At 68.6% G+C, this 22,786-nt stretch carries 22 protein-coding genes; 16 read left to right on the plus strand and 6 right to left on the minus strand.

What is annotated here, in order from left to right:
- Nucleotides 1-672 precede the first annotated feature (672 nt).
- Together CFB41_RS36370 and CFB41_RS36375 are read left to right on the plus strand one after the other, a co-directional pair.
- Nucleotides 673-1,350, plus strand: a complete 678-nt coding sequence (locus CFB41_RS36370) for a heavy metal response regulator transcription factor (protein ID WP_027786146.1) — start codon at nucleotides 673-675, stop codon at nucleotides 1,348-1,350.
- Complete coding sequence (locus tag CFB41_RS36375) at nucleotides 1,347-2,807, plus strand: heavy metal sensor histidine kinase (RefSeq protein ID WP_089460039.1); 1,461 nt, start codon at nucleotides 1,347-1,349, stop codon at nucleotides 2,805-2,807. Before CFB41_RS36370 ends, CFB41_RS36375 begins: the two co-directional genes overlap by 4 nt.
- Here CFB41_RS36375 and CFB41_RS36380 read toward each other — a convergent pair.
- The 3 genes from CFB41_RS36380 to CFB41_RS36390 are packed head-to-tail and all read right to left on the minus strand — an operon-like array spanning nucleotide 2,785 to nucleotide 9,061.
- The gene (locus CFB41_RS36380) at nucleotides 2,785-4,326 is read right to left on the minus strand and encodes an efflux transporter outer membrane subunit (protein WP_089460040.1); all 1,542 of its coding nucleotides are present in this window, start codon (nucleotides 4,324-4,326) and stop codon (nucleotides 2,785-2,787) included. The genes CFB41_RS36375 and CFB41_RS36380 overlap by 23 nt on opposite strands.
- 31 nt (nucleotides 4,327-4,357) lie before the next feature.
- On the minus strand, nucleotides 4,358-5,773 hold the full coding sequence (locus CFB41_RS36385; RefSeq protein WP_089460041.1) for an efflux RND transporter periplasmic adaptor subunit: 1,416 nt from the start codon (nucleotides 5,771-5,773) through the stop codon (nucleotides 4,358-4,360).
- Between the two features lie 48 nt (nucleotides 5,774-5,821).
- Nucleotides 5,822-9,061 (minus strand): efflux RND transporter permease subunit, encoded by a 3,240-nt coding sequence (locus tag CFB41_RS36390; RefSeq protein WP_089460042.1) that lies wholly within the window; start codon nucleotides 9,059-9,061, stop codon nucleotides 5,822-5,824.
- A 205-nt stretch (nucleotides 9,062-9,266) separates the two neighbouring features.
- Between CFB41_RS36390 and CFB41_RS36395 the strand changes: the two genes are divergently transcribed.
- The gene (locus CFB41_RS36395) at nucleotides 9,267-9,734 is read left to right on the plus strand and encodes an MEKHLA domain-containing protein (protein ID WP_089460043.1); all 468 of its coding nucleotides are present in this window, start codon (nucleotides 9,267-9,269) and stop codon (nucleotides 9,732-9,734) included.
- 236 nt (nucleotides 9,735-9,970) lie between these two features.
- A complete protein-coding gene (locus tag CFB41_RS36400) occupies nucleotides 9,971-10,276 on the plus strand; it encodes a DUF4148 domain-containing protein (protein WP_089460151.1) in 306 nt (101 codons plus the stop codon).
- 71 nt (nucleotides 10,277-10,347) lie between these two features.
- Here CFB41_RS36400 and ansP read toward each other — a convergent pair whose 3' ends face one another.
- Nucleotides 10,348-11,838, minus strand: a complete 1,491-nt coding sequence (ansP, locus tag CFB41_RS36405; protein WP_089460044.1) for an L-asparagine permease — start codon at nucleotides 11,836-11,838, stop codon at nucleotides 10,348-10,350.
- 469 nt (nucleotides 11,839-12,307) lie between these two features.
- Between ansP and CFB41_RS36410 the strand changes: the two genes are divergently transcribed.
- The 6 genes from CFB41_RS36410 to CFB41_RS36435 all read left to right on the plus strand — a co-directional run bounded on the left by CFB41_RS36410 (nucleotide 12,308) and on the right by CFB41_RS36435 (nucleotide 16,000).
- Nucleotides 12,308-13,114: a transporter substrate-binding domain-containing protein gene (locus tag CFB41_RS36410; RefSeq protein WP_046546696.1), complete on the plus strand. Its 807-nt coding sequence runs from the start codon at nucleotides 12,308-12,310 to the stop codon at nucleotides 13,112-13,114.
- A gap of 89 nt (nucleotides 13,115-13,203) precedes the next feature.
- Entirely contained in the window at nucleotides 13,204-13,890 is a 687-nt protein-coding gene (locus tag CFB41_RS36415; protein ID WP_089460045.1) for an amino acid ABC transporter permease, read from the plus strand.
- On the plus strand, nucleotides 13,887-14,537 hold the full coding sequence (locus CFB41_RS36420) for an amino acid ABC transporter permease (RefSeq protein WP_089460046.1): 651 nt from the start codon (nucleotides 13,887-13,889) through the stop codon (nucleotides 14,535-14,537). The genes CFB41_RS36415 and CFB41_RS36420 overlap by 4 nt, the downstream gene beginning before the upstream one ends.
- Nucleotides 14,524-15,273: an amino acid ABC transporter ATP-binding protein gene (locus tag CFB41_RS36425; RefSeq protein ID WP_089460047.1), complete on the plus strand. Its 750-nt coding sequence runs from the start codon at nucleotides 14,524-14,526 to the stop codon at nucleotides 15,271-15,273. The genes CFB41_RS36420 and CFB41_RS36425 overlap by 14 nt, the downstream gene beginning before the upstream one ends.
- Nucleotides 15,274-15,446: 173 nt before the next feature.
- Nucleotides 15,447-15,734 carry a DUF4148 domain-containing protein gene (locus CFB41_RS36430; protein WP_089460048.1) on the plus strand — a complete coding sequence of 96 codons (288 nt, stop codon included), beginning with the start codon at nucleotides 15,447-15,449 and terminating at the stop codon, nucleotides 15,732-15,734.
- Nucleotides 15,731-16,000, plus strand: coding sequence for a hypothetical protein (locus CFB41_RS36435; protein WP_089444069.1), 270 nt, complete (start codon nucleotides 15,731-15,733; stop codon nucleotides 15,998-16,000). Before CFB41_RS36430 ends, CFB41_RS36435 begins: the two co-directional genes overlap by 4 nt.
- On the opposite strand, the gene CFB41_RS36440 is transcribed toward CFB41_RS36435, so the two are convergent.
- Nucleotides 15,928-17,070 carry an FAD binding domain-containing protein gene (locus tag CFB41_RS36440; RefSeq protein ID WP_089460049.1) on the minus strand — a complete coding sequence of 381 codons (1,143 nt, stop codon included), beginning with the start codon at nucleotides 17,068-17,070 and terminating at the stop codon, nucleotides 15,928-15,930. The two genes, CFB41_RS36435 and CFB41_RS36440, sit on opposite strands and share 73 nt — an antisense overlap.
- 459 nt (nucleotides 17,071-17,529) lie before the next feature.
- Here CFB41_RS36440 and CFB41_RS36450 point away from each other — a divergent pair, with 459 nt between their 5' ends.
- The 4 genes from CFB41_RS36450 to CFB41_RS36465 are packed head-to-tail and all read left to right on the plus strand — an operon-like array spanning nucleotide 17,530 to nucleotide 20,981.
- Nucleotides 17,530-17,766 carry a DUF1427 family protein gene (locus CFB41_RS36450; RefSeq protein ID WP_089460152.1) on the plus strand — a complete coding sequence of 79 codons (237 nt, stop codon included), beginning with the start codon at nucleotides 17,530-17,532 and terminating at the stop codon, nucleotides 17,764-17,766.
- On the plus strand, nucleotides 17,748-18,485 hold the full coding sequence (locus CFB41_RS36455) for a YoaK family protein (RefSeq protein WP_089444071.1): 738 nt from the start codon (nucleotides 17,748-17,750) through the stop codon (nucleotides 18,483-18,485). Before CFB41_RS36450 ends, CFB41_RS36455 begins: the two co-directional genes overlap by 19 nt.
- Nucleotides 18,486-18,537: 52 nt before the next feature.
- On the plus strand, nucleotides 18,538-19,491 hold the full coding sequence (locus CFB41_RS36460; protein WP_089460153.1) for a glyoxalase: 954 nt from the start codon (nucleotides 18,538-18,540) through the stop codon (nucleotides 19,489-19,491).
- Nucleotides 19,492-19,505: 14 nt separating this feature from the next.
- The gene (locus tag CFB41_RS36465; RefSeq protein ID WP_089460154.1) at nucleotides 19,506-20,981 is read left to right on the plus strand and encodes an alginate export family protein; all 1,476 of its coding nucleotides are present in this window, start codon (nucleotides 19,506-19,508) and stop codon (nucleotides 20,979-20,981) included.
- A gap of 176 nt (nucleotides 20,982-21,157) precedes the next feature.
- On the opposite strand, the gene CFB41_RS36470 is transcribed toward CFB41_RS36465, so the two are convergent.
- The gene (locus CFB41_RS36470) at nucleotides 21,158-21,439 is read right to left on the minus strand and encodes a XapX domain-containing protein (RefSeq protein ID WP_089444073.1); all 282 of its coding nucleotides are present in this window, start codon (nucleotides 21,437-21,439) and stop codon (nucleotides 21,158-21,160) included.
- 308 nt (nucleotides 21,440-21,747) lie between these two features.
- Between CFB41_RS36470 and CFB41_RS36475 the strand changes: the two genes are divergently transcribed.
- Both CFB41_RS36475 and CFB41_RS36480 read left to right on the plus strand, forming a co-directional pair.
- Nucleotides 21,748-22,434, plus strand: coding sequence for a hydrolase (locus CFB41_RS36475; RefSeq protein ID WP_039362658.1), 687 nt, complete (start codon nucleotides 21,748-21,750; stop codon nucleotides 22,432-22,434).
- A gap of 166 nt (nucleotides 22,435-22,600) precedes the next feature.
- Entirely contained in the window at nucleotides 22,601-22,768 is a 168-nt protein-coding gene (locus CFB41_RS36480) for a DUF1427 family protein (protein ID WP_039362659.1), read from the plus strand.
- The last annotated feature ends 18 nt before the right edge of the window (nucleotides 22,769-22,786 follow it).

The following is a 22,786-nucleotide window of genomic DNA, read 5'->3' on the forward strand; positions in this document are numbered from 1 at the left end:
GGGGTCACTTTGTGTCAGGGGCGCGGCCGCATCCGTGTGTGCTTTTTATGCGGCTGGATGCAAGCCCTGAGCCGGCCGGGTCGGCCCGTGACGGAACGGCTCGACGAGGCGGCGCTCGGCACGCTCAGCCCCGCTCAAGGGGTGCGGCGTGCGGGCATGAAGGGACCCGAACGGACGCGGAAAGGGATTGCCTCGCCGTGCCGGGCGGCGGCCTGGTGTCGACGGTGCTGCACTGGCTTCGTCAGGGCTCGCGCGCGAAAATCCGGACGCGATGGCCACGCGAATGGCCGGCACGTCGGCGACGATCCTCGACGCGTTCGATTCGACGTGCGGGTTCGCGCAGGCCGGTTTCAAATAACGGCAGCAGCGGCTCGGGAAGATGCCTTCACCTTCGTTTGCGTACGCGTTCGCGACGTGTGCGACGTGCGGACATCGCCGTCCAGGTCGTCCTCAGTTCTCGGCATCCGTACCGCGCCCGCGTGCGTCGGGCTACTCGCCCCGGAATACCTATCGGCGCCGCCAATTGGGTTTCGGGGGGGCGCCACCGCACGCCACGCTTACCCCCCGATTACAGTTTTGTCATCAACCCCGTTCCCGCTTGCACCGTGCGGTGCGCCGTCGGCGTTTCCCGGTAACATCGCCGCATGTCACCACGACCGCGACGGAACCGCCATGCGCATCCTGATAGTTGAAGACGAGCCGAAGACGGGCGCGTACCTGAAGAAAGGTCTCGAGGAATCGGGGTTCAGCGTCGATCTCGCGAAGGACGGCGGCGAAGGGCTGACGCTCGCGCAGGAAGAGCGCTACGACGTGATCGTGCTCGACGTGATGCTGCCGGTGCTCGACGGCTGGGGCGTGCTGAAGCGGCTGCGCGACACGCATACGACGCCGGTGCTGTTCCTGACCGCGCGCGACGACGTGCAGGACCGCGTGCATGGCCTCGAGCTCGGCGCCGACGATTACCTGGTGAAGCCGTTCGCGTTCGTCGAGCTGCTCGCCCGCATCCGCACGCTCGCGCGGCGCGGGCCGCCGCGCGAAACCGAGCATCTCGCGGTGGGCGACCTCGAAATCGACGTCGTGCGCCGCCGCGTGAAGCGCGGCGCCACGCGGATCGACCTGACGCCGCGCGAATTCTCGCTGCTGCAGTTGCTCGCGCGCCGGCAGGGCGAAGTGCTGAGCCGCACGCAGATCGCGTCCTACGTGTGGGACATGAATTTCGACAGCGATACCAATGTCGTCGAAGTCGCGATCCGGCGCCTGCGCGCGAAGATCGACGACGCATTCCCCGTGAAGCTGATCCACACGGTGCGCGGCGTCGGCTACGTGCTCGAACCGAAGGACGACGCATGAGGTGGCCGCGTTCGCTGGCCGCGACGCTCGCGCTCGCAATCGCCGCGACCACGCTGGCCGCGTTCGCGCTCGTCGGCGTGTACGTGTACGCGAGCCTCGAGCGGCAGGTCAATACGCAGGACGACCTCGACATCGTGCTCGCCGCGCGTCATACGCGCCGGCTCGCGGGCGAGCTCGAATCGCTCGACGCGGTGCGCACGCATACGGAGCGGCTCACGAGCCAGGTGCTCGGCAACGAGGCGCTGTCGATGGTCGTCACCGATGCGCAGGGTGACAGCCTGGTGCGCCACAACGTCACGCTCGCGCCGCTCGACGACGCCCGGGCGGCCGCGTCGGCGCCGCTGGCCGACGCGCAGCTGGTTGCGCCGAACGCGACGCCGATACCCGCGAACGACCGGATCACGGCCGATCAACTCGTCACATGGATCGCGGCGGGCGGCACGCCGATGCGCGGCGTCGTGATCGAGGCCGTGCTCGGCGACCGCACGCCGATTCACATCGCGATCGCGCGCAACATGCGCGACCGGGCCGCGCTGCTCGACAGTTACCGCGATCGACTGAAGCTTGCCGGCGGCCTCGGCGCGTTGTTCGCGCTGCTGCTCGGCTACGGGCTGATCCGCACGGCACTCGAGCCGCTGCGCGAGATCGTCGACAACACCGGCCGGATCACGGTCGACAAGCTCGACACGCGGCTCGACGCGTCGCGCGCGCCGCGTGAGCTGCGGGCGCTCGTCGATGCGCAGAATGCGATGCTCGGCCGCCTGCAGCAGGCGTTCTCGCATCTGTCGCAATTCAGCGCCGATCTCGCGCACGACCTGCGGACGCCGCTGAACAACATGCGCGGCGCCACCGAAGTCGCGCTCGCGCGGCCGCGGCCGGCCGATGAATACCAGGCGCTGCTCGAATCGCATCTCGAGGAATACGATCGGCTCGCGCGGATGATCGACAACGTGTTGTTCCTCGCGCGCGCCGAGCATCCGAGCTTCGTCACGCGGCAGCGGGCGTTCGACGTGCGAGACGAACTCGAACGCATCGCCGGGTATTTCGAGGGGCTCGCTGACGAAGCAGGCTCGACGCTGCGCGTCGACGGGCAGGGGCGGCTGACCGCCGACGTCGAGCTGTTTCGCCGCGCGATCGGCAACCTGCTCGCGAACGCGCTGCGGTATACGCCGGCTGGCGGGGTCATCACGCTCGCCGTCGACGAAGCGCCGGATGCGGTGCGCGTCGTCGTCGCGAATCCGGGCGAGCCGATCGATCCCGCGCTGCTGCCGCGGATCTTCGACCGGTTCGTGCGCGGCGACCCGGCGCGCAGCGGCGGTGCGCCGGGCGGCACGGCCGGGCTCGGCCTCGCGATCGTGCGGTCGGTGATGGAGCTGCACGGCGGTTCCGCCCGCGTCGAAAGCGATGCGGCCGGCACGCGTTTCATGCTCACGTTCAGCCGGCCGTCGGCAGCGTGACGGCGGGTTCGTGCGGCGCGGCGGCCGCGCCGTTTGCGATGCCCGTCTGCGCCTGCGCCGCCGCGCCGGGCGCCGGCTCCGCCTGCCAGCCACCGCCCAACGCCTTCAACAACCCGACCTCGGCCTCCATTCGCCGCGCGGCGATCTGGTCGGCCGTGCGCCGGTTCGTCAGCGCGATCGTCTGTGCGGTGACGACATCCAGATAGCTGACGGCGCCTGCATTGAACCGGTTCGTCGTCAGCCGCAGCGACAGGTCGGCCGCATCGGTCGCGCGCTGCTGGCTGCGCGCCTCCGACGCGAGCGCATCGAGCGACGACAACTGATCCTCGACCTGCTGGAACGCCACCAGCACGGTTTGCCGGTAATCGGCGACCGCGCCGTCGTATTGCGCATGCGCGCCGCGCAGCGACGCACTGCGGCGCCCGCCGTCGAACAGCGTGCCGGCGAGCTGCGGGCCGAGCGACCAGAACAGGCTCGGTGCGGTGAGCCACGGCGCGAAGAACGAACTTTCGAGCCCGGCGCTCGCCGACAGCACCAGGTCCGGAAAGAACGCCGCGCGCGCTTCACCGATCTGCGCATTCGCGGCCGCGACGCGGCGCTCGGCCGCCGCGATGTCGGGCCGCCGTTCGAGCAGTTGTGACGGCACGCCGGGCGGGATGGCCGGTACGTCGTACGACTGCACGCGCGGCGGCAGAGCGAACGTCGACGCGCTTTCGCCGACCAGCGTTGCAATCGCATGCTGGAGCTGCGCGCGCGCCGCGTCGATGTCGGTGTCCTGCGTGCGCGTCGCTTCGAGCTGCGTGTCGGCCTGCGCGACCGCCGACGCGTCGATCGCGCCGGCCGCGAGCTGCTGCTTCAGCAGCGCCAGTGCGTCCGCGTACGCGTGCACCGTGTCGTCGAGCAACTGCTTCTGCGTGTCGAGCGAGCGCAGCGCGAAATAGTCGGTCGCCAGCTCGGCAGTCACCGACAGCTTCACGGCCTGCAGGTCGGCCGCGCTCGCGGCGGCGTTCGCCTGCGCGCCCGCCACCGCATCGCGCACGCGGCCGAAAACGTCGGGCTCCCAGTTCGCGGCCACGCCGGCCTGATAGTCGGGCGTGGTCTTGCCGGCCAGCGACGAGCCGAGCCGGTTCTGCGACACGCGTGCGCGGCTTTGCGCGGCGCCCGCGGTGATCGTCGGCAGGAACCCCGCATGCTGGTAGTCGACCATCTCGCGGGCCTGCTGCAAATCGGCGAGCGCTTTCTTCACCGTCTGGTTCGATACGTCGACGCGCGCTTCGAGCGCGTTCAGGTCGGCGTCGCCGAACACGGTCCACCACGCGCCGCGCGCGGCGGCGTCGGCCGGCATCGCGACGTGCCAGCCGGCTTGCGTGGCCGGTGCGCCCGCGTAGTGCGCCGGCACGGCGACCGCGGGCGGTGAATACGGCGGCAGCGTCGTACAGGCGGTCAACGCGGCCAATGCCGCGGCGGCGCCGAGCGCGACGGCGCGGCGGGCGAACGGGAGCGGATGAGCGAGGCGCATGGCAGATCTCTCGTCAGGGGGCTTCGATAGGTCAGCCGCGTGCGGGCGCCGCGGCGGGTGTCGATGCGGCCGGCGCGGCCGGTGCTGCGCTGCTCGCGCGCATCGGCGGCAAGCCGCCCGCACCGCTCGCGGGCACGGGTTGCGCGCTTTGCGCGGACGAAGCGGCAACCGGTGCCGCCGCATGCGCGATCGACACGATCTTCACGACTTCGCCGGCGGTGATCGCATCGCCCGGGTTGTCGATCACGCGATCGCCTGCCGCGAGCCCCGAGACGATCTCGACGCGTGTGCCGAAATCGCGCCCGATCTGCACGCGCTTGAGCGCGGTGCGTCCGTTCGCGGCGACGGTCGCCACCGTCACGCCGTCCGGCCGGAACAGCAGCGCGCTGACGGGCAGCTCGAGGGCGGGCGCGGCGCTCGCGACGACGAGGTGCGCCTGCGCATACGCACCGGGTAGCAGCGCGCCGTCGGCGTTGTCGACGTCGATCTCGACGCGCAGCGTGCGCGTGACCGGGTCGATCGCGCCGGCCGTGCGGGCGACGCGCGCGGCAAAGTGCCGCCCCGGATACTGCTGCGTGGTCAGGTAGACCGGCGTGCCGGTCGAGACGTCGGCCGCGCTGTCCTGCGGCACGTCGACGAACACGCGCAGCGTGCCGGTTTGCGCCAGATGGAACAGTTCGCCGGACAAGCCGGGGCTGCCCGGCGTACCGCCCGCGGTGACGAGCGTGCCGACGTCGACGTTGCGCGCGGTGATCACGCCGTCGAACGGCGCGCTGACCGCTTCGTACGACACCAGCTCGTTCAGGTGCGCGACGTTCGCCTGCGCGGACGCGAGCATCGCACGCTTCGCGTTCATGTCGGCCACCTTCGTATCGGTGTCCTGCTGCGACACCGATTGCGATTTCAGCATGTCCTGCCAGCGCTGCGCGGTCGATTTCGCATAGTCGTAGTTCGCCTGCGCGGTGGCCGCGTCGGCGCGCGCCTGGCGCAGCTGCGCGTCGAGATCGGGCGCGGCGATCTGCGCGAGCGGCTGGCCGGCCTTCACGTGCGTGCCGAGATCCGCGCTCCAGTGCGCGATATAGCCGCTGGTGCGCGCGTAGATCGACGCTTCCGCGAACGGCATCACCGAACCGGGCAGCGTCAGCGTCTGGTCGGCGGGCGCCGTGCCGGGCGCGATCACCGATACCGGCAGCGCTTGCTGCGCGGCCACCTGCGCGCGCTGCGCGGCGCGCGCATCGATGCGCGGCACGATACCGGTCGCGAGCAGCGCGACGGCGAGCGCGATGGCGGCGAGCGGCACGGTCAGTCGGCCGGCGCGTCGGCGGCGCGGCGCGTCGGGCGCCGCCTCGCGGGAGTCGGGCGGGACGGCCGCGCGTTCGATCGTGCTTCCGGCAGGGTGGGCCGCGTCGGCGGCCGGCGGGGCGAGGGGTTCGATCGAGTCGTTCATGATGGGGGCTCGAGGGTGGACGAATCGGATGAAAGGGCGGCGGCGCGATCAGCCGAGCGCCGGCGTATCGGGGGTGGGCTGCGCGCGCCGTGCGGCCGCAGCCTCGCGACGCCGGTCGAGCCACGCGTGGACGAAGCCGAACACGACCGGCACGAACAGCAGCGTCGACACCGTGCCGAACGCGAGCCCGCCGATCACCGCGCGGCCGAGCGGCGCGTTCTGCTCGCCGCCGTCGCCGAGGCCGAGCGCCATCGGCAACATCCCGATCAGCATCGCGAGCGCGGTCATCAGCACCGGGCGGAAGCGGCTGAACCCGGCGTCCAGCGCGGCCTGCCACGGCGGCGCGCCGCCGGCGAGCAGTTCGCGCGCCGTGTTCACGACGAGGATGCTGTTCGCGGTCGCGATGCCGATGCACAGGATCGTGCCCGTCAGCGCCGGCACGGACAGCGTCGTGCGCGTGACGAACAGCATCCACGCGATGCCGGCGAGCGACGCGGGCAGGCCGCCGACGATCACGAGCGGGTCGAGCCACGACTGGAAATTGACGACCATCAGCAGGTAGACGAGCGCGATCGCGAGCACGAGGCCGCCGAGCAGGCCGGCGAACGATTCGTGCATCGCCTGCACCTGGCCGCGCAGCACGATCGACGAGCCGGGCGGCAGCTGCGCGCGGGCTTCTTCGACGAGTGTCGTCACGTCGGCTGTGACGCCGCCGAGGTCGCGCCCCTGCACCGACGCGAAGAGGTCGAGCACCGGCTGCACGTTGTAGTGCGACACGACCGCCTGCTGCGTCGTGCGCGAGAAGCTGCCGAGCGTGCCGAGCAGGTTCTGCGCGGGTGCGCCGGCCGCCGGGCCGCCGGCCGGCGTCTGCGGCGCGCGGGCGGTGCCGGCGGGCAGCGGCACGTTCGCGAGCGCCTGCAGCGAATTCACCGTGTACTGCGGCGTCTGCACGAGCACCGGATAGCTGACGCCGTTGCGCGGATCGAGCCAGAAGTTCGGCGTGGTCTGCGAGCTGCCGGACAGCGCGATCAGCAGGTTCTGCGCGACGTCGCGCTGCTGCAGCCCGGCCAGGATCGCCTTGGTGCGGTCGACGTTCACGTCGATCGCCGGTTCGTCGCCGGGTTGCTGGATGCGCGCGTCGACGAGCCCGCGCACGCCGCGCAGTTTCGCGAGCAGCGCGTTCGCGACCGCGCGGTTCTGGTCGAGCTGGTTGCCGACGATCTGGATGTCGATCGGCGCGGGCAGCCCGAAATTGAGGATCTGGCTGACGATGTCGGCCGGCAGGAACGCGAACGTCACGCCGGGGAACGACTGCGCGAGCACGTTGCGCAGCTTCGCGACGTACGCAGCCGTGGACGCATGGTTCGGCTTCAGCGTGATCAGCACGTCGGCGTCCCCGGCGCCGATCGGGTCGGACGCGTCGTACGTGAGGTTGATCCCGCTCACCGGCACGCCGATGTTGTCGAGCACGCCTGCGAGTTCGGTCGTCGGAATCACGTTGCGGATCGTTGCTTCGACTTCGTCGGTCAGCCGTGCGGTTTCCTCGATCCGCGTGCCGGTCGGCGCGCGCAGGTGCAAACGGATCTCGCCGGTATCGACCGACGGAAAGAAGTCCTGGCCGGCGAACGCGAACAGGCCGGTCGATGCGACGCAGGCGAGCAGGAACGCGGCCGCAAAGCGGCGGCGCCGCGCGATCGCCGCGGCGAGCAGCGCGCGATAGCGCAGCCGGACGGCCTCGAAGCGATGTTCGAACGCGGCCTGGAAGCGCACGAGGCGGGCGAACACGCCGCGCGGCGGCCGGCCGTGGCCCTTTGCGCGCATCAGCGCCATCGCGAGCGTCGGCACCAGCGTGCGCGAGAAGAAGTACGACGCGATCATCGCGAAGATCACCGCTTCAGCCAGCGGCACGAACAGGTAGCGTGCGACGCCGGTGAGCAGGAACATCGGCACGAACACGATGCAGATCGACAGCGTCGACACGAAGGTCGGCACCGCGATTTCGCCCGCGCCAGTCAGAATGGCCTCCTCGAGCGGCGCGCCCCCTTCGAGATGATGCGTGATGTTCTCGATCGCGACGGTCGCGTCGTCCACCAGGATCCCGACCGCGAGCGCGAGCCCGCCGAGCGTCATGATGTTGATGGTCTGGCCGAGCACGGCGAGTGCGAGCAGCGACGTGAGCACCGCGAGCGGGATCGTGATCGCGATGATCAGCGTCGCGCGCCAGCTGCCGAGGAACAACAGGATCATCAGCGCGGTCAGGCAGGCGGCGATCAGCGCTTCGCGCACGACACCCTGGACCGCCGCCTTCACGAACACCGACTGGTCGTCGAGCGGCGAAATGTGCAGCGCCTTCGGCAGCCCGGCCGCGATCTTCGGCAGCATCGCCTTCACCTGGTCGATGATCGTCAGCGTCGACGCGCTGCCCGTTTTCTCGACGGTCAGCAGCGCCGCGCGCTTGCCGTCCACGCGCACGATGTTGGTCTGCGGCGCGTAGCCGTCGCGCACGTGGGCGACGTCGCGCACATAGACGACGTTGCCGCCGATCGTCTTCACCGGCAGGTCGTTCAGCGCGGCCGCCGTCTGCGTGCTGCCGTTCATCTGCACGTCGTACTCGTGCGTGCCGATCTTCGCGGTGCCGCCGGGCAGGATCAGGTTCTGCGCGTTGATCGCGTTCACCACGTCGATCGGCGCGAGGCCCTTCGCCTGCAGCGCACGCGTGTCGAGATCGACGACGATCTGGCGGATCTTGCCGCCGAACGGCAACGGCACGGCCGCGCCCTGGACGGTCGCGAGCTGCGTGCGGATGAAGCTGTTGCCGAGGTCGTACAGCTGCTGCTCGGCGAGCGTGTTGCTCGACAGCCCGAGCTGCAGGATCGGCACCGTCGACGCGTTGTACGTGATGATGTTCGGCGGCAGCGTGCCGGGCGGCAGGATGCGCAGGATCGACGCGGCGTTGCTCGCGGCTTCCGCGATCGCGCGATTGATGTCGGCGCCGGGGTGGAAGAAGATCTTCACGACCGACACGCCGTTCAGCGACTGCGATTCGATGTGCTCGATGTCGTCGACGTCCGACGTGAGCGCGCGTTCGTAGTTCGACGTGATGCGCTTGGCCATGTCTTCGGCGGAGAAGCCGTTGTATGACCACACGATGCTGACGACCGGAATGTCGATGTTCGGGAAGATGTCGGTGGGCGTGCGCAGCAGCGCGAGCGGCCCCGCGATGAAGATCAGCAGCGCGAGTACGACGAACGTGTAGGGCCTGCGTAACGCCAGCCGGACGATCCACATGATGGTGCTCCTCGAAGCGGGGAATGGACGCGCATTCGATGCGACGAGCACGCAGTCTGCCGGCGCGGCGTTGACCCGACCCTGACTCGAAGATTACGACGCTGTTATCTGCGCGGGCGCGGCGGCAGGGCGCTGCTTCATCCATAATGTCCGGCGGCAAACCTTCGCTCATTCGCGTATCTCGCCGATTTCAGGAGCCAGACCGATGTCGTTGCGCACCGATGCAAACTTCTTCTCCCTTCTTGCCGACTCGTATCGCCGGCTCGTGAACCGGCCGCTCGTGCCCGACGGCATGAGCGCCTCCGACGGCGCCGAGTGGCTTTACGAGGCGGCGCCGTTCGGCATCCTCGCGCACGACACGTCGGCCGATCCGGTGTTCGTGTACGGCAACCGGCGCGCGCAGGCGATTTTCGAATACGACTGGGATGAACTGACGGCGTTGCCGTCCCGTCTGTCGGCGGAGCCGATGGAGCGACACGAGCGCCAGGTGTTTCTCGACAAGGTGATGCGCGACGGCTTCGTGTCCGAATACCGCGGCGTGCGCGTGACGAAGTCCGGCAAGCGGTTCTGGATCGAACGCGCGACGGTGTGGCAACTGATCGACGCGGAGGGCATCGTGCGCGGCCAGGCCGCGATGATTCCGGAAGTACGGCCGCTCGACGTGCCCGCATGAACGCGATGCTCGATTGGCCCGCGCGTCGCGTTGCGGGCCCGCGCCGCGTGCGGCGAACCGGGTCGGCCCGCGCAGGACGGGCGCGGGCGGTCGGATAACGAAACCGTAATCGAAGCCTCACCTTCAGGAAAGCGCGCGAATCGCAGAATGAATCCAACTCTTCATCACATCGATGGGGAGCGGATGTCCGGCCTGATCTGCGGACGCGAACACGCCATCATTGAGAGGTGAACATCATGAACAACCTGATTCGTGCAGTCCTGCTTTCCTGCGCACTGAGCGCACCGATCGTCGCATTTGCGCAAACCACCGACCATGCGCTCACACGGGCCGACGTGCGCGCCGATCTCGTTCGCGTCGAACAGGCCGGTTATCGGCCGGTCAGTAACGATCCGAACTATCCCGAAGATATCCAGGCCGCCGAGGCGAAGGTCGCCGCGCAGCAAGCGCAACCGGCCGCCGCACCGAGCGTCGCCGCAAAGCGCATTGATGCGCAATCGCTCGCGTCGCTCGACGAGCACCCGCTGTACGACCATCACTGAGCGCGATTGGCGACCGCCGTCCGCGGCCCGACGGCGGTTCCTTCGACAGACGGCACGCATGCCGTAGCGAGTCAGCCGTCGCCCTTCTCGAGTACGTTCTGCGTGAGCGCGATCGACGGAATCGTCGGCTTCAGCAACGCGCGGCGCGCGCGACGGCTCAGCCATTTCCAGCCGGCCACGAGCAGCAGCGCGACCAGCGGGATCGACGCGATCGTCCAGGTCCCGTTCGGGTAGTCGAATGCCATCAGCACCAGCACGCCGAGCAGGAACAGCAGCGTGAGCCACGACGTCACGGGCGCGCCGGGCATCCTGAACGATACGTCCTCCACGTCGCCGCGCCTGACCGCGGCGCGGAACTTCATCTGGCACACGACGATGAAGCCCCATGTGCTGATGATGCCGAGCGACGCGATGTTCAGCACGATCTCGAACACGCTCGACGGCACCAGATAGTTGAGCAGCACGCCGACCACATAGATCGCGACCGTCACCAGAATGCCCGCGTACGGGACGGATTGCCCGCTCATCCGCGCGAGGAACGCGGGGGCCGAGCCGCCCATCGACAGCGAACGCAGAACACGCCCCGTCGAATACAGGCCGGAGTTGAGGCTCGACAGCGCGGCCGTGAGCACCACCAGGTTCATCACCGAGCCGATGCCCGGCACACCGAGCGCGCCGAAGAACGTGACGAACGGGCTCTGGCCCGCCTTGTACGCACTCCACGGCAGCAGGCAGACCAGCAGAACGACGGATGCGACGTAGAAAATCGCGATGCGCCAGATCACGTTGTTGATCGCGCGCGGCAGCACCTTGCGCGCATCCTTGCATTCGCCGGCGGCCGTGCCGACCAGTTCGACGCCCGCGAACGCGAACACCACGCCCTGCACCAGCACCAGCGCCGGCATCAGTCCGTGCGGAAAGAACCCGCCGTTGTCGGTGATCAGATGCAGGCCGGTGCCATGGCCGGCCACCGGCATGCCCGTGCCGAGGATCGCCGCGCCGATCACGAGAAACAGCACGATCGCGGCGACCTTGATCAGCGCGAACCAGAACTCCATTTCCGCGAACCATTTCACGCCGATCAGGTTCATCGTCGCGACGATGCACAGCGCGACGAGCGCGAAGATCCACTGCGGCACGGCCGCGAACGGCGCCCAGTAATGCATGTAGAGCGCGACGGCGGTGATGTCGACGATGCCGGTCATCGCCCAGTTCAGGAAGTACATCCAGCCGGCGACGAACGACGCCTTCTCGCCAAGGAATTCGCGTGCGTACGACACGAAGCTGCCGCTGCTCGGGCGATGCATCACGAGCTCGCCGAGCGCGCGCAGGATCAGGAACGAAAACGCGCCGCAGACGAGATAGACGATCGCGAGCGCCGGGCCGGCGGCCTGCAGCCGGGCGCCGGCGCCGAGAAACAGCCCGGTGCCGATGGCCCCGCCGATCGCGATCATCTGCACCTGTCGATTGCCGAGGGTCTTGTGATAGCCGGCTTCGTGCGATTCGAGCCAGCTGCGTTTGTCGGTTTCGCCGGTTGTCGACGGGTCGGGAATCGATGCCATGACGGGTTCCTCGCGCAGGGAGGGGATGGGATTCATCCCGATCGCGGACGATCGGGACCACCGGTACCGGAGGTCCGGCGCGCGCAATCGCGCGCGCCCGCCCTGATTGCGAGTCGTCGGACGTGACGAAAGGCACGGTACGTCGCGAACGTATTCAGCCGTAATTCCGGTCACAAACGGAATGCAAATTTGGACTGGGCCTGTTCGAATCCATGCATAGGGTTTCGGCGCCGGGTGAACCGGATAGGTAATTTGGTGCGCCGGCGCGCGCTGCGGGGGCAACCGTTACCGACGGCGCCGGCTCATGCACCGAAATGAGGAATCCTGCTCGCCGAAAGGTCGCCGAAATTTCCGTCTCGCGCCGGTGCGGCAAGCGTTTCGCGGCGATGGCCCGGTTTTTGCTGGTGTGGTGTTGGCCGCGCAACGGTTGCGCGCTGCCCGACGACATACCAGACAAGGAAGATTCACCGTGAGCCCGACGACCCGACCGTTCCCCCGACGCACCTGGCTGGCTGCGCTGCTTGCCGCCCCCGTGATCGCGCTGTTCGCCGCCGCGCCGGCCCATGCCGATGCGCTCGACACCATCGCGAAAAACGGCACGCTGCGCGTCGCGGTGCCCGAGGACTATCCGCCGTTCGGTTCGGTCGGCACGGACATGCAGCCGCAGGGCTACGACATCGACATGGCAGGACTCCTTGCCAAGGCGCTCGGCGTCAAGCTGAAGCTGGTGCCGGTGAACAGCGCGAACCGGATTCCGTACTTGACGACCAACAAGGTCGACATGGTGATTTCGTCGCTCGGCAAGACGCCGGAGCGCGAGAAGGTCATCGATTTCTCGAGCGCGTACGCGCCGTATTTCCAGGGCGTGTTCGGGCCGTCCGACGTGAAGGTGAGTGCGCCAGCCGACCTCACCGGCAAGACGGTCGGCGCGACGCGCGGCGCGCTCGAGGAGATCGCGCTGTCGCAGCTCGCGCCGAACGCGACGATCAAGCGCTTCGAGGACAACAACGCGACGATCCAGGCGTTCCTGTCGGGGCAGGTGCAACTGATCGCGGCCGGCAACATCGTCGCGGCAGCGATTCTCGCGAAGAATCCGCCGCGCCGCCCCGAGGTCAAGTTCGTGATCAAGAATTCGCCGTGCTTCGTCGGCGTGAACAAGAACGAACCGCGCCTGCTCGCGAAGATCGACGATGCGATCGCGCATGCGAAGCAGGACGGCTCGCTCGGCGAGCTGTCGCGCAAGTGGCTCGGCCAGCCGCTGCCGGCCGGGCTGTGACGTATTGCAGTGCAGCCTGACACGTGGCCGCGGCCGGGATGCCCGGCGCGGCGCGTGTCGTTGTCCGAACCTGAATTTATCCGCTTCCCATGAGCTACCAGCTTCAATTCGGCGAACTCGCCGAGTACGCCGGCGTGTTCGCGAGCGGCGCGGCGATCACGCTCGCGCTGACGGCCGTCGCGACCTTGCTCGGCGTGGCCGTCGGCGTGCTCGGCGCGGCCGCGTACAGTGCCGACGCGCGTGCGGCCGTGCGGTTGCGCCCATTGATCGGCGCGTACGTCGAGGCGATTCGCAATACGCCGTTCGTCGTCCAGCTGTTCTTCATCTTCTTCGGCTTGCCGACGCTCGGCGTGCACATCGACGAATACACGGCCGCGATCCTCGCGATGACGCTCAACCTCGGCGCGTACTCGGTCGAGATCGTGCGCGCGGGCGTGGCCGCCGTGCCGAAAGGGCATCTGGAGGCGGCGTCCGCGCTGGCGATGTCGCGCGCGCAGATGCTGCGCCACGTCGTGCTGCCGCAGGCGCTCGCCAAGGTGTTTCCCGCGCTGTCGAGCCAGATCGTGATCACGATGCTGGGTTCGGCGGTCATGTCGCAGATCTCGGTGGCCGATCTGACCTATGCGGCCGGCTACATCCAGTCGCGCAACTTCCGTGCCTTCGAGACGTACTTCGTGATCACGCTCGCGTATCTGGCGATGGCGCTGCTGATGCGCGCCACGCTCGGCGCGATGGGCCGCCGCCTGTTCTCCCGACGCGTGCGAGGTGCGCGATGACCGATTTCACGTTCGGGCAGATTCTCGCGAACCTGCTGCTGGCCGCGCGCTGGACGATCGTGCTGTCGATCGTGTCGTTCATCTCCGGCGGCCTCGTCGGCCTCGGGCTGCTCGTGATGCGCGTGTCGAATTCGACGGCGCTGCGCGGCGTCGCCAAGCTCTATATCGAAGTGTTCCAGGGCACGCCGTTGCTGATGCAGCTGTTCATCGTGTTCTTCGGCCTGCCGCTCGTCGGGCTCGACGTGCCGCCATGGGTCGCGGCCACGGCGGGGCTCACGTTCTTCACCAGCGCCTATCTGGCGGAGATCTGGCGCGGCTGTGTCGAGGCGGTGCCGAAAGGGCAGTGGGAGGCGTCGGCCAGCCTGGCGATGAGCTATGTCGAGCAGTTGCGTCACGTGATCCTGCCGCAGGCCGCGCGCATCGCGATCGCGCCGACTGTCGGCTTCGGCGTGCAGGCGGTGAAGGATACGGCGCTCGTGTCGATCATCGGCTTCACCGAGCTGACGAAGGCCGGTATCGCGATCTCGAACGCGACGTTCCGGCCGTTCGTCGTGTATGGCCTCGTCGCGCTGATCTATTTCGCGCTCTGCTATCCGCTTACCCGTTATGCGCGCACGTTGCAAAGGAGATGGCATGCCGCTCGTTGAAACCCGGGGTCTCGAAAAGAACTTCGGCACCCATCATGTGCTCAAGGGTATCGATCTGTCCGTCGAGCGCGGGCAGGTCGTGTCGATCATCGGCCGCAGCGGCTCGGGCAAGAGCACGCTGCTGCGCACGCTCAACGGGCTCGAGAGCATCGACGCGGGCACGATCTCGGTCGACGGCGAACGCGTCGATGCACGACATGCGGACTTGCGTGCGCTGCGGCTGAAGGTCGGCATGGTGTTCCAGCAATACAACCTGTTTCCGCACCTGAGCGCCGGACAGAACGTGATGCTCGCGCAGTCGGTGGTGAAGAAGTCGCACCCCCAGCAGGCGCGCGCGATCGCGGAGCTGATGCTCGAGCGCGTCGGCCTCGGCGACAAGTTCGATGCGTTCCCGGAACACCTGTCGGGCGGCCAGCAGCAGCGCGTCGCGATCGCGCGTGCGCTCGCGATGAAGCCGAGCGTGCTGCTGTGCGACGAAATCACGTCGGCGCTCGATCCCGAGCTCGTCGGCGAGGTGCTGGGCGTGATCGAGCAGCTCGCGCGCGAGGACATGACGCTGATCATGGTCACCCACGAGATGAACTTCGCGCGTGCGGTGAGCGACAGGATCGTGTTCATGCACCAGGGGCGCGTGTGGGAGACCGGGACGGCCGACGAGATCTTCGAGCGTCCGCAGACGGTGGAGTTGACGCGGTTTCTGGGCAGCGTGCGGAACCCGGAAACGGTTGCGCGCTGACCGACACCGCCCTACGGCTGGGCCGCGACTCGATGACACGACCGTAATCGAAGCCTCACCTTCCGGAAAGCGCGCGAATCGCAGAATGGACACCACTCCTCATCGCATCGATGCGGAGCGGATGTCCGGCCTGATCTGCGGACGCGAACACGCCATCTCGAGAGGTGAATGTCATGAACAACCTGATTCGTGCAGTCCTGCTTTCCTGCGCACTGAGCGCACCGATCGTCGCATTGGCGCAAACCGCCGACCATGCGCTCACCCGCGCCGACGTGGTCGCCGACCTGATTCAGGCGGAGCGCGACGGTACGCTGCCCACACCGAACTGGGACTATCCGCCGAGCGCGCAGACGATCGCGCGCAATCGCGAGCTGTATGCGATCGCGCACGGCGAGCCGCGCACCGCGACGGCGAGCGTGGGTACGCCCGCGGCACCCGTCTCGACGGCGAGCGCGCGATGAAGCGGGCCACGGTAACGGCACGCGTGGCGGGCCTGGCGCTCGCCGCGTGGCTCGCGGCGCAGGGCGCGCCGGCCGCGGCACGCGGCCAGCCGCAACTGCCCGACGACGATGGCGGCCGCGCCAGCGTGCTGCGCGCGCTCAACCCGTCGAGCGAGGCGCTGCGCCGGCCCGCCGGCACGCGGCCGGCCCACGTTCAGGCCGCGCCCATCAAGCGGGCGCCCAATGCGATGCCGCGCGCGGCGATCACTGCGCTCGCGGCGCGCTGACGGGCGTCCCAGCCCGCCAGCGCGGCGTCGAACCCGCGGCCGTGGCCGACTTCACGCAGCGCTTGCGCGAGGCCGACCGCATCGTCGGCCGCTTTCGCGACACCGGCTGCCGTGTGCGGGCGAACGAGGCATGCGGCGTCGCCCAGCAGTACCGCACGCCCCACCGCCATCCGTTCGACCGCGAGATCCTGGATCGCCTGCGCGAACGGCGCGGGTGTCGCGTCGACGAGCGCGGCGAGCGTCGGCGCGAGCATCCGGCCACCGGCGTCGACGAGTTCCGCGCGGCTGTCGTCGCGCATCGCGCCGGGCGGCAGCGATCCGTCGCGCTGCGTGCCGTCGCGCGCGACGAACAGCGACCGCAGCCGGTCGGGCGCGAGACGCCGGTACCAGACCCAGTTCACGCGCCGCTTGCCCGCCTCGATCGCGCCGTCCGCACCGGGCACCAGATAGGCGAGGAACAGGTGCGCGTCGCCTTGCTGGAACGTGAAGCGCTCGCGCAGCAGATACAGCACCTGTTCGGGCAGCACCCGCTCGTCGACGAGCCCGCGCCAGGCGACATAGCCCGCATACGTCGGCCGCACGTCCGGCATCAACTGGGCACGCACCGCCGAGCGGCCGCCGTCCGCACCGATCAGCAGGTCGGCCGCCTCGGCGTGGCCGCTCGCGAAATGCGCGACGATCCGCTCGCCGTCCTGCTCGAATCGCTCGAACGCGTCGCCCGCACGGACGACGCCGGCCGGCAGCGCGCGCTTCAACGCCGTGTAGATCACGTTCCACGCGGTCTGCGTTTGCGGCATCGCGAAGCGTTGCACGATGCGGTCGTGCGCATCGACGTAGATCCGGTCGATCGAATCGACGGCGGCCTCGCGCGGCAGCGGTACGTTGCCGAATGCGAACGCCCGCTCGATCGGCGGCTGCAGCACGATGCCGCCGCCGCGGCTGTCCAGGTCATGCGGTGATTGCTCGAATACGCCGACGTCCCAGCCGGTGGTGCGCAGGGCGGTCGCGGCGAACAGCCCGCCGACCGACCCGCCGACGATGACGGCCTTGCGACCCGATCCGTGTTCCATCCGATGTCTCCCGATGATGGTCGAGCATAGGGCAAGCCACGGACGCAACGGTTGAATCGTTCTGAAGCGGCCTGAGTGACAGCGTGACGCGTGCGCCGCCGCTCAACCTCGGCGCCGTTTGGCGGGGCGGCGGAGGCGCCGGATGCCACGCGGTGCGGTGCGGCCGGCGTGCCGTTCGGGAACGCGTCGACTTGCCGTTCGATTTCGGTGTCGAGATCGTCGGGCACCGGCAATCCGCATACCCGCTTGCGCACGCCGGGATGGAAGAGGCTCGCGTGCAGGCTCAAGTCCGGTTCGATTTCCGCGATGCGTTGCGCTTCCGACGCCACCGCTGCTTCAGAAGAATTCAGTTCGCCGCCATGACTTTCAGGTCCGCGCCCCCTAGTCTTGCTACCGAACCGCCGCAAGGGCCGGGCGCCGTCCGGCCGGCCCGGCGCGGCGGCGCAACCGGAACGGACCATGCCCTATCTGAACCCGCTGGGAGCTGGCATCGCAGTCGGCCTGCCGGACTACCGCGTGCGCGTGCAATCTCCCGCGTCGCTGCTGATCGCGCTGGCCGGGTTGCCCGGCATCGTGCTCGGCGAGCATGCAATTCCGTTCGCGCAGGCGCGGTTGTGGCCGCCGGCCCCGCAGGTCCAGGAAGCGGACTCCACCGGCAAACCCACGGAAACCACGACATGCAACCTGGACAAGTAACGGCCGCCGGTGCGGCCGCGCCCGATCGCCTGCCCGGCGAGGACGTCTTTCTCGCATCGATCGCAGGCTATGTCGACACGCTCGGCTTCGTCGCGCTGTTCGGCCTCTTTACCGCCCATGTGACCGGCAACTTCATCCTGATCGGCTCGGGCCTGGCCGGGGTCGGGCAGGGGCTGCTGATCAAATGGCTCGCGTTTCCGGCCTTCATCGCCGGGATCGTGGCCGCCCGCCTGCTCGACCACCGGATGCGCGTGCGCGGTCACGGCGCGCGGGCCGGTTCGCTGTACGCGTTGCAGGCGATCCTGCTTGCCGGCTTCATGTTCGCGGGGATCGCGGCGTCGCCGATCGGCAGCGCCGACGCGCCCGCGACGATCGTCTGCGGGCTGCTCGGCGCGGCGGCGATGGGCGTGCAGAACGCGCATGGCCGGCTGACCGCGCGCTCGGTGGTCGCCAACACGGTGATGACCGGCAACGTCACGCAGGCCGTCATCGATGCCTTCGACTGGCTCGTGCCGATCGCCGCGCCGGCCGAACGGGACGCCGCCCGCGCGCGGCTGCAACGCACGCTGCCGCCGGTGGCCGGTTTCGCGCTCGGCGCGGGCGCCGGCGCGACGGCGTACCTGTATGCCGCGTTCTGGGCGCTCGCGCTGCCGCTCGCGGTGCTGGGCTTTCTCACGTATCGATCCGCACGCGCGGCCGAGCTGCCGGCCGCGCGCTGAACCCGTTTTCGCGCGCGGCGTGCCGCCGTGCGCCACCTTCAAGGAGAACCCGATGATTTCACCGAACCTGCGCCACGTGCTGCGCATGACGACTGCGTCTGCGGCGATGCTCGCCGCGTTGCTGGCCGCCGTCCCGTCGCATGCCGACGAAACGCATCTGGACGACACGGCGCGCCAGCCGGCCACCGCGCGCTTCCCGGCGGTCGCGGTCGGCCCGCAGTACGACACGACGCACGTGTGCGTCGCGCCGGAGGACTTCGACCGCTTCACCGACAGCTTCGTCGCGACGTTCGGCGGCAAGAAGTCGAAGCAGGGCGTGTTCCAGGTCACGCCGACGCCGAGCCAGACGATGTCGCAACTGGTGCTCACGCCGGTCGGCACGATCTCGGTGTTCGGCTTCAAGACGCCGATCCCGTATCCGTTCTGCGAGGAGCGCACCGGCTATCTGGTGACCGACATGGACGTGGCCGTGAAATCGGCGCGTGCGCATGGCGCGGACGTGGTCGTCGCGACGTTCCCCGATCCGATCGGGCGCGACGCGATCATCCGCTGGCCGGGCGGCGTGAACATGCAGCTGTACTGGCACACGCAGGCGCCGAATTACGACCCGTTGCAGACGGTGCCGGAAAACCGCGTGTACGTGTCGCCGGAACGCGCGGGCAAGCTCGTGCACGACTTCGCCGCGTTCTCGCACGGCAAGATCGTGTCGGACGTGCGCAAGGCGCCGGGCATCGAGATCGGCCGGCCGAACGACACGTACCGCCGCATTCGTATCGAATCGGGCTTCGGCAAGATGACGGTGCTCGCGACGGACGGCCATCTGCCTTACCCGTTCGGGCGCGAGATGACCGGCTATGAAGTCGCCGATCTGGCCACGACGCTGAAGCAGGCCGAAGCCGCGGGCGTGACCGTGCTCGTGCCGCCGTTCACGTCGGACGGCCGCGACGCGGCGCTTGTGCAGTTCCCGGGCGGCTACGTCGCCGAAATCCACGCACGGTCGAAATAACGGTGCGCCGGCCGATCAAACCATCGTGGCGCGGCGCGCTGCCGGGCGTCGTGCTGGCCGGCGGCGTCGCGCTGCATGCCGGGACGGCGGCCGGTGCCGATGCGCCGGCCGTCGCCGCCGCAGCGGCGGCCGCCGCTCAGCCGCCGGCGGCCGCGAGCGCCGCCGGGTCGTGCACCGCGAAGCGTCCGACCGTGCTGTTCAACCGCTGGCAGGAGGACTGGTCGGTACTCGCGAACCCGTGCGTGCCGCGCAAGCCGTTCGACGCGCTGAAATACGTGCCGCTCGGCGACGACCCGTCGACCTACCTGTCGCTCGGCGCGAACCTGCGCGAGCGTTTCGAGCTGAACAACGCGCCGCTGTTCGGCCTCGGCTCCGCGCACGACGACAACTACGTGATCCAGCGCACGAACGTGCACGCGGACCTGCGCTATCGCGGCCATCTGCAGGCGTTCGTGCAGTTCGTCGATGCGCGGCCGTTCGGCAAGAATACGGTCGGGCCGGTCGACAAGGACCAGCTCGACATCGAGCAGGCGTTCGTCGCGTATGTCGACCAGATCGGCCCCGGCACGTTGAAGACGCGGGTCGGCCGGCAGGAGATGGCGTTCGACTTGCAGCGCTTCGTGTCGGTGCGCGACGGCCCGAACGTGCGGCAGGCGTTCGACGCACTGTGGGCCGATTACGAAATCGGCAAGTGGCGGCTGATCGGTTACGTGACGCGCCCGGTGCAGTATCGCGACGCCGCCGCGTTCGACGACGTGTCGAACCGGCACCTGCGATTCGACGGCGTGCGCGTCGAGCGCAACGGCACGGGGCCCGGCGACCTGTCTGCGTACTGGTCGCGCTACACGCGCGACAACGCGCGCTTTCCGGATGCGTCGGGCACCGAGCGGCGCGACGTATTCGACATGCGCTATGCGGGCAAGGCCGACGGGCTCGACTGGGACGTCGAGGCGATGCTGCAGACGGGCCGCGTCGGGCAGGACACGGTCGGTGCATGGGCGTTCGGCGCGCTGGGCGGCTATACGTTCGCGAAGACGGCCGGCACGCCGCGCATCGGGATCCAGGTCGACGGCGCGTCGGGCGATGCTCACCCGGGCGACCGGCGCGTGGGCACGTTCAACCCGATGTTTCCGAACGGCTATTACTTCACGCTCGCCGGTTACACCGGATACAGCAACCTGATCCACGTGAAGCCATCGCTGACCTTCAAGCCCGCCAGCTCGGTCACGGTGCTCACCGCCGTCGGCTTCCAGTGGCGGCAGACGACGGCCGATGCGATCTACGGGCAGGGCATGTCGGCGGTGCCGGGGACGGCAGGCAAGGGCGGCGCGTGGACGGGGATGTACGCGCAGGCTCGCGTGGACTGGCTCGTCAACGCGAACACGGCCCTGGCCGTCGAGGCGGTGCACTTCCAGCTCGCCGATTCGATTCGCGCGCTGGGCGCGCGTAATGCCGACTATGTCGGCGTGGAAGCGAAGTTCGGTTGGTGACGCGGCGCGCGCCGCCGCTTCTGTCAGGGCGGCGCGCGCATGACCGAACAACGCCAGGCACGGGCAGGTCGGCAACGGCCTGCGCGCACACGCCGTTCACGCAGGCCATTGACGAACATCTCGAAACACACGCGAGCGCCTCGACCGTCCTGGTCGCATGCGCTCGAGTTTTCCGATCACAGCGGTGTCGATTCGCGACGCTTCGCGGCCGCGTCGGTTGCTTGGGCGCCTGGCAGCGCACCGAACATGTGCTGGCTGCACTTCGCGTCGCGCCATGCGGTTCCCAGCCGGATTCCGCTGAACACGCGTCGCGCCAGCGGAAGAATCTGTTCGCCGGCCAGAATGCCAAGCAGGCCCACCAGGGCGACGGCAGGCGGCGCCGGCGATTGCACGCCGATCAGCGCGTAAACGATGCCGGCGAGGAGGCCGGCGAACAGCGAAGCAGTGTACGGTTTCATAAGCATGGAATGGTGTGACGGCAGTTGGAAATATGGACAACTACCGATCTGGAATCGATCCGACAGTCCCTGGGTCAGCCTATCAGTTCTGCCTGTTCGTTGTGGGTCCATTCAATGAAATTCAGATCTTTTCAGCCTGGATTCATGAAGGCCGCGAGCATCAGAACAATTAACTGGTGTGGTCGCTCATTAGCCTATTGAATGACGCAGGCCGGCTGCCGAGTTTTCCGCCCCAGCGTATTCGACGCGTCGCGGATTCGTCGGCCCGGCGAGCCTTATTTCTCCCTGCGTCAAAGGACATCACCGCCATGAGCAACCCGAAGCTTGAAGTACTTACCCCGCACAACAGCCAGCTGATCTTCATCGACCAGCAGCCGCAGATGGCATTCGGCGTGCAGTCGATCGATCGCCAGACGCTGAAGAACAACGTCGTCGGGCTCGCGAAGGCTGCGAAGGTCTTCAACATCCCGACCACGATCACGACGGTCGAAAGCGAGAGCTTCTCCGGTCACACGTATCCGGAGCTGCTCGACGTGTTCCCGAACCAGAAGACGCTGGAACGCACGTCGATGAATTCGTGGGACGACCAGAAAGTGCGCGACGCGCTGGCCGCGAACGGCCGCAAGAAGGTGATCGTGTCCGGTCTGTGGACCGAAGTCTGCAACACGACCTTCGCGCTGTGCGCGATGCTCGAAGGCGACTACGAAATCTACATGGTCGCCGACGCGTCGGGCGGCACCACGCAGGCCGCGCACGACTTCGCGATGCAGCGCATGGTGCAGGCGGGCGTCGTGCCCGTCACGTGGCAGCAGGTGCTGCTCGAGTGGCAGCGCGACTGGGCGCACCGCGAGACGTACGACGCGGTGATGGCGATCGCGAAGGAGCATTCGGGCGCGTACGGGATGGGCGTCGACTACGCGTACACGATGGTCCACAAGGCCGCGCCGCGCACCGCGACGCCGCACGAGTCGATCGCGCCCGTTCCGGCGAAGTAAGCGCGGACGGCCTGCGATCGCTGATGCCGGTGCGGCGGGTTCGACGCGAACGCGCCGCATCGGCGCCCTTGCGCGGGCAGCGGACGTGACCGAAGCACGCATGCCGCCCGCAGCAGGCTGATCGGAACACGGCCGCCGCATTCGAATTTTCCGGGAGATTGATCGCATGGAACCTTATCTGGTTTCCCTTGGTGCGGGCCTGCTGATCGGCGTGATTTACAGCGCCATCAAGGTTCGCTCTCCCGCACCGCCGCTGATTGCGCTGGTCGGGTTGCTCGGCATGCTGATTGGCGTGCAAGCGTTGCCCACCGTGAAACAGCTGCTTGGCTTCTGATCAACAAGAGGTGATGCA

Source organism: Burkholderia sp. AU33803 (genome assembly GCF_002223095.1).
Classification (GTDB): domain Bacteria; phylum Pseudomonadota; class Gammaproteobacteria; order Burkholderiales; family Burkholderiaceae; genus Burkholderia.

Bases quoted from the DNA above. Each gene is read 5' to 3' on its own strand.
- CFB41_RS36370 (WP_027786146.1), top strand. From the start codon at position 673: ATGCGCATCCTGATAGTTGAAGACGAGCCGAAGACGGGCGCGTACCTG.
- CFB41_RS36375 (WP_089460039.1), top strand. From the start codon at position 1,347: ATGAGGTGGCCGCGTTCGCTGGCCGCGACGCTCGCGCTCGCAATCGCC.
- CFB41_RS36380 (WP_089460040.1), bottom strand. From the start codon at position 4,326: ATGCGCCTCGCTCATCCGCTCCCGTTCGCCCGCCGCGCCGTCGCGCTC.
- CFB41_RS36385 (WP_089460041.1), bottom strand. From the start codon at position 5,773: ATGAACGACTCGATCGAACCCCTCGCCCCGCCGGCCGCCGACGCGGCC.
- CFB41_RS36390 (WP_089460042.1), bottom strand. From the start codon at position 9,061: ATGTGGATCGTCCGGCTGGCGTTACGCAGGCCCTACACGTTCGTCGTA.
- CFB41_RS36395 (WP_089460043.1), top strand. From the start codon at position 9,267: ATGTCGTTGCGCACCGATGCAAACTTCTTCTCCCTTCTTGCCGACTCG.
- CFB41_RS36400 (WP_089460151.1), top strand. From the start codon at position 9,971: ATGAACAACCTGATTCGTGCAGTCCTGCTTTCCTGCGCACTGAGCGCA.
- ansP (WP_089460044.1), bottom strand. From the start codon at position 11,838: ATGGCATCGATTCCCGACCCGTCGACAACCGGCGAAACCGACAAACGC.
- CFB41_RS36415 (WP_089460045.1), top strand. From the start codon at position 13,204: ATGAGCTACCAGCTTCAATTCGGCGAACTCGCCGAGTACGCCGGCGTG.
- CFB41_RS36420 (WP_089460046.1), top strand. From the start codon at position 13,887: ATGACCGATTTCACGTTCGGGCAGATTCTCGCGAACCTGCTGCTGGCC.
- CFB41_RS36425 (WP_089460047.1), top strand. From the start codon at position 14,524: ATGCCGCTCGTTGAAACCCGGGGTCTCGAAAAGAACTTCGGCACCCAT.
- CFB41_RS36430 (WP_089460048.1), top strand. From the start codon at position 15,447: ATGAACAACCTGATTCGTGCAGTCCTGCTTTCCTGCGCACTGAGCGCA.
- CFB41_RS36435 (WP_089444069.1), top strand. From the start codon at position 15,731: ATGAAGCGGGCCACGGTAACGGCACGCGTGGCGGGCCTGGCGCTCGCC.
- CFB41_RS36440 (WP_089460049.1), bottom strand. From the start codon at position 17,070: ATGGAACACGGATCGGGTCGCAAGGCCGTCATCGTCGGCGGGTCGGTC.
- CFB41_RS36450 (WP_089460152.1), top strand. From the start codon at position 17,530: ATGCCCTATCTGAACCCGCTGGGAGCTGGCATCGCAGTCGGCCTGCCG.
- CFB41_RS36455 (WP_089444071.1), top strand. From the start codon at position 17,748: ATGCAACCTGGACAAGTAACGGCCGCCGGTGCGGCCGCGCCCGATCGC.
- CFB41_RS36460 (WP_089460153.1), top strand. From the start codon at position 18,538: ATGATTTCACCGAACCTGCGCCACGTGCTGCGCATGACGACTGCGTCT.
- CFB41_RS36470 (WP_089444073.1), bottom strand. From the start codon at position 21,439: ATGAAACCGTACACTGCTTCGCTGTTCGCCGGCCTCCTCGCCGGCATC.
- CFB41_RS36475 (WP_039362658.1), top strand. From the start codon at position 21,748: ATGAGCAACCCGAAGCTTGAAGTACTTACCCCGCACAACAGCCAGCTG.
- CFB41_RS36480 (WP_039362659.1), top strand. From the start codon at position 22,601: ATGGAACCTTATCTGGTTTCCCTTGGTGCGGGCCTGCTGATCGGCGTG.